The sequence below is a fragment of the Pseudomonas sp. FH1 genome (genome assembly GCF_000510895.2).
Taxonomy (GTDB): domain Bacteria; phylum Pseudomonadota; class Gammaproteobacteria; order Pseudomonadales; family Pseudomonadaceae; genus Aquipseudomonas; species Aquipseudomonas azotoformans_A.
The window spans coordinates 57042-73187 of sequence record NZ_AOHM01000123.1; the positions used below are offsets into that span (position 1 = coordinate 57042).

The 16146-nt window shown below is 62.4% G+C and carries 15 protein-coding genes; 5 read left to right on the top strand and 10 right to left on the bottom strand.

What is annotated here, in order from left to right:
• Window positions 1–167 precede the first annotated feature (167 nt).
• From H096_RS26350 to H096_RS26360, 3 genes are all read left to right on the top strand, one after another.
• Window positions 168–1187: an NAD-dependent epimerase/dehydratase family protein gene (locus tag H096_RS26350; RefSeq protein ID WP_033902284.1), complete on the top strand. Its 1020-nt coding sequence runs from the start codon at window positions 168–170 to the stop codon at window positions 1185–1187.
• A gap of 133 nt (window positions 1188–1320) precedes the next feature.
• Window positions 1321–2163 carry an alpha/beta hydrolase gene (locus H096_RS26355; RefSeq protein WP_033902285.1) on the top strand — a complete coding sequence of 281 codons (843 nt, stop codon included), beginning with the start codon at window positions 1321–1323 and terminating at the stop codon, window positions 2161–2163.
• Window positions 2164–2227: 64 nt separating this feature from the next.
• Window positions 2228–2821: a TetR/AcrR family transcriptional regulator gene (locus tag H096_RS26360; RefSeq protein ID WP_033902286.1), complete on the top strand. Its 594-nt coding sequence runs from the start codon at window positions 2228–2230 to the stop codon at window positions 2819–2821.
• Here H096_RS26360 and H096_RS26365 read toward each other — a convergent pair.
• Window positions 2814–4502 carry a phospholipase D-like domain-containing protein gene (locus tag H096_RS26365; RefSeq protein WP_033902287.1) on the bottom strand — a complete coding sequence of 563 codons (1689 nt, stop codon included), beginning with the start codon at window positions 4500–4502 and terminating at the stop codon, window positions 2814–2816. The genes H096_RS26360 and H096_RS26365 overlap by 8 nt on opposite strands.
• Window positions 4503–4555: 53 nt before the next feature.
• Window positions 4556–4990: a helix-turn-helix domain-containing protein gene (locus H096_RS26370; protein WP_033902288.1), complete on the bottom strand. Its 435-nt coding sequence runs from the start codon at window positions 4988–4990 to the stop codon at window positions 4556–4558.
• 106 nt (window positions 4991–5096) lie between these two features.
• Here H096_RS26370 and H096_RS26375 point away from each other — a divergent pair, with 106 nt between their 5' ends.
• The gene (locus H096_RS26375; RefSeq protein ID WP_033902289.1) at window positions 5097–5795 is read left to right on the top strand and encodes an SDR family oxidoreductase; all 699 of its coding nucleotides are present in this window, start codon (window positions 5097–5099) and stop codon (window positions 5793–5795) included.
• On the opposite strand, the gene H096_RS26380 is transcribed toward H096_RS26375, so the two are convergent.
• Complete coding sequence (locus tag H096_RS26380) at window positions 5785–6657, bottom strand: NAD(P)/FAD-dependent oxidoreductase (RefSeq protein WP_033902290.1); 873 nt, start codon at window positions 6655–6657, stop codon at window positions 5785–5787. The two genes, H096_RS26375 and H096_RS26380, sit on opposite strands and share 11 nt — an antisense overlap.
• 144 nt (window positions 6658–6801) lie before the next feature.
• On the opposite strand from H096_RS26380, the gene H096_RS26385 reads away from it, so the two are divergent.
• On the top strand, window positions 6802–7239 hold the full coding sequence (locus tag H096_RS26385; protein ID WP_033902291.1) for an Rrf2 family transcriptional regulator: 438 nt from the start codon (window positions 6802–6804) through the stop codon (window positions 7237–7239).
• Here the strand turns inward: H096_RS26385 and H096_RS26390 are convergent.
• From H096_RS26390 to H096_RS26420, 7 genes are all read right to left on the bottom strand, one after another.
• Window positions 7236–7865, bottom strand: a complete 630-nt coding sequence (locus H096_RS26390) for a ribonuclease T2 (RefSeq protein ID WP_033902292.1) — start codon at window positions 7863–7865, stop codon at window positions 7236–7238. The genes H096_RS26385 and H096_RS26390 overlap by 4 nt on opposite strands.
• A gap of 41 nt (window positions 7866–7906) precedes the next feature.
• Complete coding sequence (locus H096_RS26395; RefSeq protein WP_033902293.1) at window positions 7907–8887, bottom strand: Gfo/Idh/MocA family oxidoreductase; 981 nt, start codon at window positions 8885–8887, stop codon at window positions 7907–7909.
• Between the two features lie 71 nt (window positions 8888–8958).
• Window positions 8959–9672, bottom strand: a complete 714-nt coding sequence (locus H096_RS26400) for a transporter substrate-binding domain-containing protein (protein WP_033902294.1) — start codon at window positions 9670–9672, stop codon at window positions 8959–8961.
• Window positions 9665–12319: an aconitate hydratase AcnA gene (gene acnA, locus H096_RS26405; RefSeq protein ID WP_033902295.1), complete on the bottom strand. Its 2655-nt coding sequence runs from the start codon at window positions 12317–12319 to the stop codon at window positions 9665–9667. The genes H096_RS26400 and acnA overlap by 8 nt, the downstream gene beginning before the upstream one ends.
• On the bottom strand, window positions 12316–13509 hold the full coding sequence (rocD, locus tag H096_RS26410) for an ornithine--oxo-acid transaminase (RefSeq protein WP_051422206.1): 1194 nt from the start codon (window positions 13507–13509) through the stop codon (window positions 12316–12318). Before rocD ends, acnA begins: the two co-directional genes overlap by 4 nt.
• Before the next feature lie 27 nt (window positions 13510–13536).
• The gene (locus H096_RS26415) at window positions 13537–14655 is read right to left on the bottom strand and encodes a succinylglutamate desuccinylase/aspartoacylase family protein (protein ID WP_033902296.1); all 1119 of its coding nucleotides are present in this window, start codon (window positions 14653–14655) and stop codon (window positions 13537–13539) included.
• Between the two features lie 130 nt (window positions 14656–14785).
• Entirely contained in the window at window positions 14786–16039 is a 1254-nt protein-coding gene (locus H096_RS26420) for an OprD family porin (RefSeq protein ID WP_016977186.1), read from the bottom strand.
• Window positions 16040–16146 lie beyond the last annotated feature (107 nt).

Sequence of the window (16146 nt, forward strand, 5' to 3'; positions counted from 1 at the left end):
TTCCCTTTTATTCGAGCGAGTGACGATGACGTTACGGTAAAGAGCAAAAGGATCGGGGTATTGAACAAAATGCCCCTCTTCGGAGAATTTTGTATACAGCTGTAGACTTATAGCGATTTCAGCCCTAAAGTCAGCCTGAATTCATTCACACAGGCGGGAGAAAGGTCATGGCGGAAACGGTTCTGGTCACCGGAGGCACGGGCTACATCGCCGGTTGGTGCCTGGCAGGCCTGTTGCAACAGGGTTATGACGTGCGCACCAGCTTGCGCAGCCTGGCCAAGGAACCGGCCCTGCGCGCCGCCTTGAGCGGCCAGGGTATCGATCACACCCGACTCACCTGTTTTGCCGCCGACCTGACTCGCGATGAAGGGTGGAGCGCGGCCATGGCCGGTTGCGACTACGTGCTGCACGTCGCCTCGCCCCTGGGCCTGGATGCGCCACAACACCTGGAGGACATGGTTGCCCCGGCGCGGGACGGGACCTTGCGTGTCCTGCGTGCAGCAACCCACGCGGGTGTTCGCCGGGTGGTCATGACCAGCGCCGCCACCGTCGCCACCCCACCCTTGCAGAGTCCCGACAGCCTCAGCGACGAGTCCGTGTGGTTCGACCCCAATGAAACCCACGTGACCCCGTATCGCCACGCCAAGCGCCAGGCCGAGCGTGCCGCGTGGGACTTCATGCACAAACAAACCGGCCCGACCACACTGACCACCGTGCTCCCCGGTGCGGTGTTCGGCCCGATCATGAGCGCCGACACCCTCGGGTCCGTGCAAGTCATCGCCCGCCTGTTGCAAGGTCGCGCCAAAGGCAACCCGCGCCTGGGCTTCGAAGTGGTGGATGTACGCGATCTCGCCGCCCTGCATATCCGCGCCATGACCGCATCGGCCGCCGCCGGACAGCGGCTGTTGGGGGTTGGGCAGTTCCTGTGGATGGCAGAAATTTCCCAGATACTGCGCGACCACCTGGGCGACGCCGCCAACAAGGTGCCCAGCCGTAACATCCCGGATTGGCTGCTGCGCCTGCTGGCACGTTTCGATCCGCTGCTGCGCGGCCTCACCCCCAACCTTGGCCGCCAACACCGCCACACCGCAGAAAAAGCCCGCGTGATGCTGGGCTGGCAGCCGCGCCCCAGCAGCGAGACGCTGATCGATTGTGCCAATAGCCTGATCGCCCACAAGGTCGTTTAGACGCTTTTATTCCATTGATATAACTGCATTTTTTTCTTTCAAACGGTCGGTTTTAATAGGCAAAAATGCGTATTTCCGGTGCCGGCGCCGGTGCTAGAGTTCAGCCCCTACTCATCGCAAACAAGGAACCGCTATGTCACGTCACCTGCTGGCAGCTGCCTGCCTGATGCTGTCTTTTTCCGCTACTCAAGCCGCTGAACGCTGGGAAACCCTGCCGCCAACGCCCGCCGCCGTGGCCGGCGCCAAGACCGGCTACGCTGCCGTCAACGGCATCAAGGTCTACTACACCCGCACCGGCCACGGCTCGCCGGTGGTGCTGCTGCACGGCGGCCTGTCCAACTCCGACTATTGGGGCAACCAGGTCAAGGCGCTGTCGGCCAAACACACGGTGATCAGCATCGACAGCCGTGGCCACGGGCGCAGTTCGCGGGATGAAAAACCCTACGGTTACGACCTGATGGCCGACGACGTGGTGGCCGTGCTCGACCACCTGAAAATCCCGCGCGCCGACATCGTCGGCTGGAGCGACGGCGCGATCATCGGCATCGACCTGGCCCTGCGTCATCCGGACCGTATCGGCAAAGTGTTCGCCTTCGCCGCCAACACCCAGACCGCCGGCGTAAAAGACGGTGTGGAGAAAAACCCGACCTTCGCCGCCTTCATCGAACGCGCGGGCAAGGAGTACGCCAAGCTGTCGCCGACGCCAAAAGAGTACGACGCGTTCGTCGAGCAAATCAGCCATATGTGGGCCAGCCAACCGAACTGGACTGACGCGCAACTGCAAAGCATCAAGACGCCGATCCTGATTGCCGACGGCGACCATGACGAAGCGATCAAGCGCGAACACACCGAGTACATGGCCGCAACCATCCCCGGTGCTGGCCTGCTGATCCTGCCGAACACCAGTCACTTTGCCTTCCTGCAAGACCCGGCGTTGTTCAATGCCGCACTGCTGGGCTTCCTCGACAGCAAATAGACCCTGTACCCTGTCGGCGCGCACCGTGTGTGCGCCCACAGTTTCCAGCCACGTCAGGATGCCAATGCCCAACCCCATTCCACGCCGGCGCAATGCCGCCGTCACCCGCGAAGCCATTTTGTTGTCCGCACGCAAGGCGTTTGCCCAGTCGGGCTATGACGGTGCCGGGGTGCGCGAAATCGCCGCTGGCGCGGGCGTGACGGCAATGCTGGTCAACCGCTACTTCGGCTCCAAGGAGCAGCTGTTTGCCGAAGTGATCGCCGACACCATGGCCAGTCCGATCATCCTCACCGAGAACAATCTCAGCTCGGAAAACCTCGGCCGCACGATGGCTACCGCACTGGTCAGCATCACCGAAGCCGGCAGCACGCCGCTGGAAGGTTTCCTGATCATGCTGCACTCGGCGTCCAGCAAACGCGCGGCGATCATCGGCCGCGAGCAAGTGGAAAAGGGCCATCAGGCGACCATGGCCGCCGCGCTCAAGGGCGCCCATCACGAAGAGCGCGCAGCGCTGGTGATGGCGCTGGTGTCGGGCTTCCAGGTGATGCGCCAGATGCTGGAACTGTCGGCATTGGCCAAGGCCGATCCGCAGGTGTTGATCGACCTGCTGACGCCGTTGTTCCAACAGTTGGTGGACGGCCAGCCGGGGCCTATTTGACGAACAGTTCGCGGTCCCGCGCCTTCACATGGCCGGGGCGATAGTAGGCGTCAAACCAGGTTTTCTCACCCGCAGCCGGAGGTTTGGCCAGACGCAGGGTTTGCAGCGCGCCAGGCTGGCTGGCATTGACGCGAAAGTGGAAATGGTCGAACAGGCGCAACGCCTCGATGGCATACACCACGGCGATCTTGCGGTCTTCGATGCGGATCAGGTGGTCGCCGTTGTTCTTCTCTCCACCGCCGGCCAGGTTGGATGAACCGGTGTACACCGTGGGGTTGGCGCCATTGAAGTCCGTGACCACAAACTTGTTGTGCACCATGTTCCCCGCATTGCCCGACCACTCCGACTTGAACGGCGCCGGGGCGTTGCTCGCCAGGTAGGCGAACGGCAACAGCCCCACCGAACCGTCCGGCTTGCGCACGGCCAGTTTGCCGGTGCGCTGGGCCACGCCGTAGGAGAACAGTGCGCGCTGCATCAGCTCGTCCAGTGCTGTGCGCACTTTGCCGTTGATCAGGCTCAGGAACACTATGGAATACAGCACCGAACTGGTGGCGTTTTCGATGCTGGTGGCGATGGGGTCGAGGGACAACGCGCTGTCGGCATGCGGCGCAAAACACAGCGATACCTTGGAGCCCGGCTCGTCGCGCACCACCCACCACTGTTGCGAGAGTGGGTGCTTGCGGAACGTCGTGGGTGAGGTCCAATAAGCGTCGAAGACTTCGGCGAACTTGCCCGCGACCGTTTCGTCGTCAAACAACAGCACGTTATTGGCCTGGATATACAAGCCGCGCAAAGCAAAGTTGGTGGAACCACCGAGCACCCGGATCGCCTTGCCGGCGCGGCGCACAATCAACACTTTGTTGTGCTGCTGACTGGAGAAATGCAGGCGCTTGATCTGCGCCCCGGCAGTACTCAAGCGAGCGGCGCTGATGCTCTCGCAGCTGTCGGCGGCGCCCTGGTCGCCATGGTCATCGATGATTGCACGCAGGCGCGGGCCGAGTTGCTCCAGGCGGCGCAGGATGTCCGGCTCCTTGCTTTCGTAGATCAGTGCGTCGAGGGTCAACTCCGGGTCGTTCGCCACCTGGTCCAGCACCTGCAGAATCAACAGCCGAGCCTCAAAACCCAACCATTGGTAGTTGCGCTCGAAAGGCGCCATGTCCAGCTCCAGGTAGGCACTGGGGGCGGAACGGGCCGGTGGCAGGATACGTGTTTCATTGTCGAAACGGTCGCCGTAGGCCTGGGAGGACGCAAAGCCTCGGGTAAAACCGATATTGACGAATTGGCTGATGGTCTGCGCTTCGAGGCTCACCTGCCCTTCCACCCCGACACCCTTGCTCAGCGTGCCGTCAGCCCCCATGTAGCAGGCGGTGACGCGGTAGCGGAAAAAGCCTGGCAGGATCTCACTGGGTACGTGGAGCCAGCGGAATTTCTGGAAGGGCGCCTCGGTGGACGGAAAAGTCCGCGGCCGTTCGGGCGTGGGTGGGTAATCGAAGTGCAGGCGGTTGTGCAGCACGCCCCAATGGGTGGCCCCGGGGTAGCGCACTTCGATGCTGAAGCCGACAAAGTCAGGGGTGGCCAGGTCCTGCGCCAGGTCGAACGCCAGCAGTGCGGCGCCCTCTCCTCGGTACAGCTTGAAGGTCAACCCCTGGAACGTGGTCTTGCTCTCGAAATCGGCGCTCAAGCGATGTCCCTTCCAATGGGAGACGGTGCTTAGAGTCTAGCGCCTGCGCCGGATCAAGCCAGTGGCGCTTGAGTGACAATATCGTCAATACCCAACACCCGCCCGTCCTCGGCGAGGATCTCGACGTTGCGCAGCGGCTTGAGCGAGCGTGCATCGAGTACCTGGGTGCCGACATGTTCAGGCTCGGTGAAGGCTTGGCCCCACTGCGCCAGTGTCACCAACACCGGCATCAATGCGCGGCCCTTGTCGGTGAGCTGGTATTCGCTGCGCGCGCCGACTTCGCTGGTTTGCAGCAAGCCTTGCTCGACCATGTCCTTCAGGCGGGTGGCAAGGATGTTTTTCGCCACGCCCAGGTGCTTCTGGAAATCTCCGAAGCGAGTCACCCCGGCGAATGCATCGCGGATGATCAACAGCGTCCACCAGTCACCCACCACGTCCAGGGCGCGCGCCACTGGGCAGCAATCGCCTTCCAGGCATTTGCGTTTCATCGTCGGCCCTCCAGGCAGCTGTAAAATTAGGTTGCATTATAGGACCAACAGGCACAGGATAAAAACAGTTTCATCATTAAACCTAATTTGTAACCTGGAGCTGATCATGGATATTCGTGGAAAAGTGGTAGTGGTTACCGGTGCCAATCGCGGCCTGGGCAAAGCGTTCGTCATTGCCTTGCTCGAAGGCGGCGCGGCCAAGGTCTACGCCGGTGCGCGCGACCCCAGCAGCGTCAACATCCCCGGCAGCACGCCGATTGCCCTGGACATCACCGATCAGGCCAGCGTGCAACGCGCCGCCGAGCAGTGCACGGACGTGGATATCGTGATCAACAACGCGGGGTTCCTGAAGTACGGCTCATTGTTGGCGGAGGACAGCGTCGAGAACCTGCAACAGCACTTCGACGTCAACACCTTCGGCACCCTGCGCGTCAGCCGTGCCTTTGCGCCGATCCTGGCCAAGCAAGGCGGCGGTGCGTTGATCAATGTGCTGTCGGTTCTGAGCTGGCTGAGCCCTCCGGGCGCCGGTGGCTACAGCGCCTCCAAGTCCGCCCAGTGGGGCCTGACCAACGGCCTGCGCGGCGAGTTGCGTGAGCAGAACACCCTGGTGATCGGCGTGCACCCGGCCTACATCGACACCGACATGGTGGCCGATGTGCAAGCCCCGAAAAGTACGCCCCAGGAAGTGGTCGCCCTCACCTTGCAGGCCTTGAGCGACGAGCGTGAAGAGGTGCTGATCACCGACATGACCCACGGGGTCAAAGCCTCGTTGTCCACCGACAGCCCGGTCTACCTCAACCATTGATCAACGAAAAGTGCGCGCCCACCCCGGCGCGCACGCCTTCGGCCACGGCCAGCGCGACGGAACCGGCGGCCAGCGACGTATCACCACAGGCAAACACGCCAGGCACGGAGGTCTGGCGCATGTCGTTGGCGTGCAGGTAAGGGCCAGTGGGGCCGTCGGCCAATTCGCAACCCAGCTGCTCGGCCAAGGGGCTGATGCGGGTGCGGGACATCGTGAAGATGCCGTCGAGGTTGAAGACTCGACCATCGTCCAGTTCGAGGTCGGCGCGCTCACCGCTGATACGCCGTACCGCCGCGTTTTCCACGCTGACCCCACGTCGATCCAACTGCGCTTGTTGCTCGGCATCCGGGGTAAACACGCCATTGGTGAACAGCGTAGTGGTGCCCCAGTCCGGCAACATCAGCGCATGGTGCATGGCCAGCGGTGAGGTGGCGAGAACGCCGATGCGCCCTTGATCCAGCTCATAGCCGTGGCAGTACGGGCAGTGGAATACGTGCTTGCCCCAACGTTCTTGCAGGCCTTCGATAGTGGGCAACTCGTCGACAACGCCGGTGGCGAGGATCAGGCGCTTGGCCTGGAACGCACCGTTGTATTCGGTGCGAACGCTGCAACCTTCGGCCTGAACCACGCGGTCCTGCACCCACGTGACCGTCGGGTACTCCATCAATTGGCTGCGCCCTTCGGCAGCGATCATCTCCGGCGCCTGGCCGTCCTGGCCGAGAAAACCGTGGGAGGTGGCCGCAAAGCGATTGCGCCTCTGCCCCGAGTCGATCACCAGTACCTGGCGCCGCGCCCGCGCCAGTTGCAGGCCGGCAGACAGGCCCGCGTAGCTGCCACCCACGATAATCACGTCGTACATCATGAAAATGACCCCATGTTGTGTGCCCTAGGTTATCCGAGGGCTTTCACGACACACCATAAGTTACGTAAAAATAGCTCGTCAAGCATCTCGCAACTTTTAGGGTTACGAACGATACTTTCGACTTGAATGAACCGAGGCCCCTTGATGAGAAATGACACCCGCCTTTCGCGAATGCTCCACGTGCTGATCCATATGGGTCGCCATGAAGAACGCGCCACCTCGGAGACCATCGCGCAGATGCTCGGCACCAACCCGGTGGTGGTACGGCGCACGCTCGGGCTGCTCAAGGAAAAGGGTTACGTCCGTTCGGAAAAGGGCCATCAAGGTGGCTGGAGCCTGGGCAAGCCGTTGAGTGAAATCACCCTGCTGGAGATTCACAACGCCCTGGGTACACCCTCGATATTTGCTATCGGTTTGTCCACCGACCACCCGCAATGCCTGGTGGAACAAGCGGTGAACGCCGCGCTGACGCAGGCCTTCGAGCAAGCCCAGGCGCTGCTGCTGGAGCGCCTGGGCCAAGTCACCTTGGCGCAATTGGCCGAAGATTTTGATGAGCGCTATCGCCTGGCGATGCTGCTTTAGCGCTGGGTGGGGATGCGGATATCACCGTCGCGGCACTGGGTTTTCACACTGCGCGGGCAGCCGGTAAACGCCAGGTCCTTGCTCAGGCACACCCGTACTTCCGAGAACACCTTGCCTTTGCAGATCACCGCCAGCCCATGGTTGCCCATGCGCGGGTTGCTCTCACGAAACAGCGCCTCGATCTCACGGGCCTGCAATGCGGGCGGCGTATTGAACGGTTGCAATTGCTGCGGAATGCTCACCACGCCCAGCGCCTCATCGGTCTTTTGCAAATAGGCCAACGGCTCCAGGCCGCTGCAGGTGCCATGCTTGGCCCATTCGTGCCTGAGCAACGAACGGGTCGGGAACAATGCCGCACCTTTCTCGATTTCTTCACGGCTCAACTGTGTCTGCGGCGAGCACGACGCCGGCCACCCTCCCGGCGCGTACTGCGGCCACAAGCCGTGCAACACAAACCCGTAGCCCTTGCCTGAACACTGTTCGTTGTCCGGGTGCGTCAGGCAAAAGGTCGGCGACCACGACAACGACAACACATAAAAATCAAACTCCCCCGGCGTGCCTTGGCTACGCGGGGCCGCCATTGCACTGGTGGCCAGGACCAGCCACACCGCTATCCAGTATTTCATCCGTCCCGTCTATTCCTTGGAAAAAGAAAACCCTATCGTGCCTAGCCGGGGTGATGGGGGTTACGTTGTAGCACCTTGTCCAGGATCCGATCGGTCTTAAGCGCCTCGATGGCCAACGACGGATGCTCGGCTTCGCCGCGAATATGCGCGTTCATCGCCAATACGTGATGCCACTGGATATGCGCGTGGCACGGCACTTCCAGCACCTCCTGCGTCTCGCCTTCAAGGTGCAGGGGCTGGTCCTCAAAGACCGAGAACTGGATACGCCCACGGCTGCCGATCAGTTCCACCCGGTCTTCACGACGGTCCGCCACAAAGTTCCAGCAGCCCATGCCCAGCGCGCCGGACGCGAAGCGCCAGCTGGCCGTCACGGCATCTTCCGCCGCGTAACGGCCTTCCTGGCGCGAGGTGTAACCGGACACTTCGATGATATCGCCGGCCAGGTACTGGAACAGGTCAAAGCCATGGCTCGCCAGGTCGGCAAAATAACCGCCCCCGGCAACGCTCGGGTCGGTCCGCCAGTTGGCGGCATTGGCGTCGTGGGCAGCCGGTGGCTTGCACAGGGTCCAGGTCAGGTGGCGCAGCTCACCGATACGCCCATCTCGCAGCCAGTCGCGCACTTGCTGGAAGCGCGGCAGCGAACGGCGGTAATAGGAAACAAACAGATGCAACCCGGCACGTTCGAACGTGCGCTGCATCAAGGCGCTCTGCTCGGCATTCAGCGACATCGGTTTCTCGACGCAGCAATGCTTGCCGGCCGCCGCCACCATCAGGCTGTATTCGAGGTGACTGTCGGGCGGCGTGGCAATGTAGACGGCATCCACTTCAGGGTCGTTGATCAGTGCCTGGGCGTCGGTGTAGAAGCGTGCAATACCATGGCGTGCCGCATAATCACGCACGGCTTCTTCGCGGCGCCCCATCACGGCCACCAGCGCAGAACCTGGCGCTTTGTAGAAAGCCGGTCCACTCTTCAGTTCAGTGACACTGCCACAGCCGATCATGCCCCAGCGTACGCTGCTCATCTGCTCTCCTCGTGCGTTTTGATCAATCGGGCAGTATCCACATCCCTCCGCTTATGCGCCATCCCTCATGATCAACCTGCGGCAAGTTCAGCGCTTTGGCCACTGGCCAACAGACCTCGCTTCACCCCACCATTCTCTTTCTGCCGTTCGACAAAGGACCTGACGAACGCGGCAGCGGCTGCGTGCGCCACCGGTACGGCCATGGCTTGGCGGATGGTCATGAAATCGTCCTGCACCAAACGCCTTTGCGCGGTGATCTGGGTTTGCAGGAAGTCCCGCACCCCTGCCGCCGCATCCAGGCCTTGTTCGATAAACCAATCCACCGCTGCGGCCGAGGTCGGCGCGCGTACCAATTCGGCATGCTCGACCGTTCGGCTCAAGTACAGATCGTAGGCCGCACCCTGGCCGACGGCGATGCGCCGGCCCGGCGCATCCAGTTGCGCGACGTGCGTAAAAGGTGAGTCCGCTGCCACCAGATACGTGCCCTTGATCGCCACATACGGCGCGCTGAAGGCGATTTCCTTTTCACGCACCGGCTCGATAGCCAGGAACGCCACGCGCCAGACGTCCTCGGCCAAGGCCGCGAATACCTTACCCGCCGCCTCAAACGTGATGAGCTCCAATTCGACACCCAGCTCTGCAGCCAGCGCCTTGGCCAGCGCCACGGAAACACCCTGGGGCTCTCCGTTCGTACCACGTTGCGCCAGCACCGGGTTGCCGAAGTTGATGGCGGCGCGCAGCACGCCATCGGGGGCCAATTGTTGCAGTACGCGGGTGTCAATCATCAAGCGCTCCTTGGCGGGTCCGTTGCACGGTCTTGCGGATCACAAACGGCAGCACGCCGCCGTGCACAAGGTAACCAAGCTCTTGCAGCGAGTCGAGGCGCAACACCAGACTGCATTGGGTGAGACCACCGTCGACGCGATCGATCTGCAGCGTAATCGGGTTTGCGCCCACCTGCAGGTTATCCAGGCCGAGGAAAGTCAGCCGCTCGCTGCCGTCGAGTGCCAAGTCCTGCACGGTTCCCCCATCGTTGAATACCAACGGCAACACCCCCATGCCGATCAGGTTGCTGCGATGAATGCGCTCGATGCTGCGCGCCACCACCGCCTTGATGCCCAGCAGACTGAGGACCTTGGCCGCCCAATCGCGGCTGGAGCCAGCGCCGTAGTTGATCCCGGCAAACAGCACAGTAGGCGTACCCACGTAGCTTTGCGCAGCCAGATACAGCGGCTGATACTCCGTGTGGTCGGCGTCCCACGCCCACACGCCTTGGCGCGGCGCTTGCGTTGGGTCCAACAGGTTGTTCAGGCGCGGGTTGGTAAAGGCGCCACGCACCATCACCTCGTGGTTGCTGCGCCGGGTCGAGTACTGGTTGAAATCCGCCTCGGCCTCGCCCCTTTCACGCAGCCAGGCACCGGCCAGGCTCTGCGCCGGGATGGTGCCCGCCGGGGAGATATGGTCGGTGGTGACGTTGTCGCCCAACACCACCAAGGCCTTGGCGTTACGTACCGAAAGACGCGGCACCGGCAACGGCTGTACGTCCGCCAGGTACTGCGGGCGGCGTAGATAGGTAGAGCCGGGATGCCAGGCAAACTGCACGCTGCCTTCGGCCTCCAGTGCCTGCCAGTGATGCGTGCCCTGCCAGAGCAGCTCACTGCGTTGCTGGAACAGCGCCGGGCGCACTACTTCGGCGACTTGCGCGGACACTTCGGCATCGCTGGGCATCAGCTCATGCAGGTACACCGGCCGGCCCTGGGCATCCAGCGCCAGCGGTTGACTGGACAGGTCGATGTCGATGCTCCCGGCAATCGCATAGGCCACGCACAGCGCGGGCGATGCCAGGTAACCGGCCGGGACTTTGGGGTTGACCCGTCCCTCGAAATTGCGATTGCCCGACAGCACCACCACGCCCTTTAGCCCCTGCTCGGCGAAGGCCTCCACATGCGCTTCGAGGCTGCCGGAGTTACCAATACAAGTCATGCAACCAAAGCCCGCCAAGTCAAAACCCAGCGCGGCAAAATCCTCCAGCAAGCCTGCCGCTTCCAAGTAGTCCGCCACTACCCGTGAGCCCGGCGACAGCGAGGTCTTCACCCACGGCCTGCGCCCCACGCCACGTGCCCGCGCATTGCGCGCCAGCAACCCGGCCTGGATCATCTGCGCCGGGTTGGCGGTGTTGGTGCAACTGGTGATCGCTGACATCACCACCGCACCATGGGTCAGCGGCGCATCAAACGATGGTGCGAAAAACTGCTGACCGGCCTCGCCCTTCACGTGCTGGTGAAACGAGGCACCGGCCGCCGCCAGCGACTGACGCTGATGGGGCTGATGCGGCCCGGCCACGCTCGGTTCCACCTGCGCCAGGTCCAGCTCGATCAATTCATCGAACTGCGGCTCGGGCTCCCCTTCTTGGCGCCACAACGACTGCGCCGCCATATAGGCCGTGACCTTGGCCAACAACGGCTTCGGCCGCGCGCTCAACTCAAGGTAAGACAAGGTCTCGTCGTCAAACGGGAAAAACACCACCGTCGCGCCATACTCCGGCGCCATGTTCGCCACCGTGCCTCGCGCCGCCCAACTCAAGGACGCCAACCCCGGCCCCGTGAACTCGACAAACTTGCCGACCATGCTGCGCCGACGCAGCAACTCGGTCACGGTCAGCGCCAAGTCCGTCGCCGTTACGCCGGGACGCAAGGCATTGCTCACGCGAATTCCCACCACCTGCGGGAACGGAATCGGCACCGGCTCGCCCAGCATCGCCGCCTGCCCTTCCAACCCACCCACACCCCAGCCCAACACTCCGATGGCATTGATCATCGGCGTGTGGCTGTCGGTGGCGACCATGCAGTCCGGGTGCAGCAGCACGCCGCCGTCGGACGCAGTGCTCTCCCAAACGACCTGTGCGACGGACTCCATGTTCATCTGGTGGATGATCCCCGTGCCCGGCGGAATCACGTTGAAGTTGTCCAGACTGGCCTGGGCCCACTTGATAAAACGGTAGCGCTCGCTGTTGCGGCGAAAGTCGATGTCCAGGTTGGCCTCTACCGCACCCGCTTCGGCGTAGTGCTCGACAATCACCGAATGGTCGATGGTCAGCACCGCCGGAATCGCCGGGTTCACCGCCATAGGGTCACCGCCGAGCTCCGCCACCACATCGCGCATCCCGGCAAAGTCCGCCAGGGCCGGCAAGCACGTGGTGTCGTGGAACATCAGGCGGTTGGGCTGGAATGGCACCTCGCAATCAGGCCCGTTTCCGGTGGCGCGCGAAAGCACGGCAGGCAATGAGGCCGGGGCACAACGGGCGATGTTTTCCAGCAGGATGCGCAGCGAATACGGCAGCCGGTGCAATTGCGCTGGCGTCAGCAGCTTATACAGGTCGATATAGGCGTAACGTTGCCCGTCGATGTGCAAATGGTTGAGAAAGTCGCTCATAGCTGCGCAAAAACCCGTTCGATACGGACCAGGCCCCACTCCAATTCGTCGCGGGTGATGGACAACGGCGGCGCGATGCGCAGCACGTTTTCGTGGGTTTCCTTGGTCAGCAGACCTTCGGCGAGCAGGGCTTCGCAGATGGGGCGTGCGTCGCGGTCCAGCTCCACGCCGACCCACAGCCCACGCCCGCGAATCTCCTGGATCGCAGGGGAATTCATCGCCTTGAGACGTTCCACCAGGTAATGGCCGAGCTGCGCGCTGTTGTCGATCAAACCTTCGTCCTCGAGCACGTTCAGGGCTTCAAGGCCGATGGCGGCGGCCAACGGATTGCCACCAAAGGTCGAGCCGTGGCTGCCGGCATCGAACAGGTCCATGATCGAGTGATCCGCCAAAAACGCCGACACCGGCATGATCCCGCCGCCCAGCGCTTTACCGAGGATCAGCGCATCCGGGCGAATGCCTTCATGCTGGAAGGCAAACCACTTGCCGGTACGGCCCAGGCCCGACTGGATCTCATCGAGGATCAGCAAGGTATTGGTCGCGTCGCACAGTTTTCGCAGCTCGCGCAGAAACCCGGCCGGTGGCACGCGAATACCGGCTTCGCCCTGGATGGGTTCGATCAATACCGCGCAAGTGTCGGCGGTGATCGCCTGGCGGAAACTCTCGATATCGCCAAAGCGTGCCTCGGTGAAACCGTTGCAGAACGGCCCGAAGTCGGCCTTGTAGTCCGGTTCGGACGAGAAGCCAACGATGGTCGAGGTGCGCCCGTGAAAGTTGTTGTCGGCGACCACGATCTTCGCCTGGTTTGCAGCGATGCCCTTGACCCGATAACCCCAGCGGCGCGCCGCCTTGATCGCGGTTTCCACCGCTTCGGCACCACTGTTCATCGGCAGCGCGGAATCGAAGCCGCTGAGGCGGCACAGCGCCTTGAGGAAATTGCCCAGCGGCTCACTGTAGAACGCGCGCGACACCACGCTGATCTTGTCGATCTGCGCCACGGCGGCGGCGCGGATGCGCGGGTGCACATGGCCGTGGCTGACGGCGGAATAGGCCGACATCATGTCCAGATAGCGCTTGCCGTCATCGCCAATGGCCCAGACGCCCTCGCCCTTGACGATGACCACCGGCAGTGGCGAATAGTTATGGGCGCAGAATTGGTTTTCGAGGGTGATTGCCGGGTTGGAGTGCATGGAGAGTCCTGCCTAGTAGATATCTGATCAAGCGCTGAGCAGCTTGCCGCTGCGAATCGGTGTAGCCCCGGAGACGCGACCCAGCGGGTCCCCCGGTTTCACAAACCGCACATCACGGCGCATGTACAGCACACCGGTGTTGTGACTGTTGACCGTGACGGTCTTGCCGCTGTGGGGGTCGACGATATCGAACAGCGCCTGCCCTGCTTCGATCCGGCTGCCCACCGCCGCACGGTGCACCAGCACCCCGGCACTCGGTGCGTAGAACTGCTCGCTGCCCGCCAGCGGCGTGGCTGGGCTGCGCAGCGCTGGTAGCGGGCGTGGCGTGCCTTCGATGGCACCCAGGTGAGTCAGGTAATCGATGATCGCGGTGGCGTCATGGTCCGCCAGCTCGTAAGACACATCACGCTGGCCACGGTGCTCGACCGTCACTGCGATGCTGCTGTCCGGGATCGGGAAACGCGCGCCAAAACGCTCGCGCAGGTTGACCCACAGCAGGTACAGCGCTTCGTCGAAGGAATTGGCCTGGGAGTCGGTCGCCAACAAGGTCGCCTCGGCACCGATGTAACGGGCCAGCGGCTCGATGGTCGGCCACACCGCCTCGCCGGTGTAGAGGTGCATTGCGGCTTCGCGGGAGCAATGCAGGTCGAGCACGATGTCGGCATCGTGGGCCAGCAGCATCAGCGTCTGTTGCAGCGACTGGTACTCATCCATCGGCTGAGCGGCGCGCAGGCACTCACCCCAGGCCTGGCGGATCAGCGCGCGGTTGGCGTCGATGTCCTGGCCGAGCCGGAACTCGATTTTTTCGGCGATGGCCTGATAAGGCACCGGGAATCCACGGTTGTAGTTGCGCCCGCTGCCCAGTTCAAAACGGCCACTGGGCGCACCCAGGATGTATTGGCCCAGGCCGGCCGGGTTTGCGACCGCCACCAGCACGATCTGCGCGTTCAGGCGGCCGGCATTTTCCAACACTGCGAGTTGCCGGCGCAGATGCGCTGCCACCAACATCGCCGGGGTTTCATCGGCATGCAATGCCGCCTGGATGTAGATTTTCCGACCGGCACCCACTGCACCGTAATGCTCACTCTCCACGTGCCTGTGGGTACCTTGTGTCGCTTGCAGCAAGGGGTGTTGATTAAGTTTCATAACGCAGAAGTCTCGATATTCGAGTGACGGAACTTGAGAAAATACTAACGAGACCGGGTGATCGCCTGTAAGGGCGGCCGGGGCTATCTTGATCTGCAAAACCGATCAGCCCAGGCCGCCCCACCTGTGGTTACCAGAGCGCCAGGGTGTAGCCCAGCAGCACGCGGTTTTCGTTGACGTCGTTGTAGAAGTTGCCCTTGGCCAGGGCGTTGCGCCAGCGCATCGACACGCCCTTGAACGGGCCGGTCTGCACCACGTAGCTGATGTCCAGGTCGCGCTCCCATTCACGGCCTTCGCCGTTGAAGCCGATCACTTCAGCCGAATCACCCTTGGCGTATTTGATGCCGAACAACAGGCCCGGCAGGCCAAGGTCGGCAAAGTTGTAGTCGTAGCGCGCATGCCAGGCGCGTTCCTTGGTCTGGGTGAAGTTGGTGAACTGGTATTCGGTGAACAGGTAGCTGATGGAGCCATCAAGGTAGGTGAACGGCGTGGTGCCGTACTGCTGCTGGAAGCCGCCGCCGATGCTGTGACCGCCGTACTGGTAGGTCAGGCGTGTACTCAAGGCGCGGTTATCAACGTTACCGGCCAGGCCCGCACCGTCCTTGTCGGCCTTGAAGTAGCGCACGTCGGTCTTCAGGTTGCCCGGCCCCAGGCCAAAGCTGTTCTTGAAGCCGCCATATTGCTGGTGGTAGATGCTGTCCAGCTCGGCATAGTGGTAGCTGAGCAAGGTGTTGGGCGTCAGCGAGTAATCACCGCCGGCAAAACGGAACTGGTCGCTCAGGGCCGTGCTTTTGTAGACCTTGCTGATGGTGGTCAGCTTCATGTCTTCGTAGTTGGTGGAGTCGCGGTCCTTGGCCTGGTCCAGTTGGCCGAGGCTGATCTTGAGGTTGCTGATGTCGTTGGATACCAGTTGCGTACCGCTGAAGGATTGCGGAAACAGGCGGCTGGTGTTGGGTTGCAGGGTCGGCAGGTCCGGCACCAGGTAACCCACGCGCAGCTCGCTCTTGGCCAAGCGGGCCTTGGCGGTGACGCCCAGTTTGGAATAGCTGTCGGAAGCGCGTTTGTCGCTGTCACGCTGCAGCAGGCCGGTGCCGGATTTGTCCGGACTGGAGTCGAGTTTCACGCCAAGCATGCCGATGGCATCCAGGCCAAAGCCCACGGTACCGTCGGTAAAGCCCGACTTGATCCCCAGCAAAAAGCCTTGGGCCCATTCGGCACGCACCGATTGGCTGGCCTCTTCACGGTAGTCACGGTTGAAGTAGTAGTTCTTCAATTCCAGCGTGCCGCTGCTGTCCTTGATGAAGTCGGCATGGGCGGCGAACGGGATCATCCCGCTGCTCACGACGCCAACGCCGGTGATGAGTTGAGTCAGGGATTTTTTCATTTTTTTAGCTCCTGGCAGTGTGGGGTTTGGGGTGTTTTTATTGTTCTTCGGGCATGGCTTCGCCGTTCGCGCAAATCCGGGATTTGCGCGGCGGGCAAAGTCAGTCC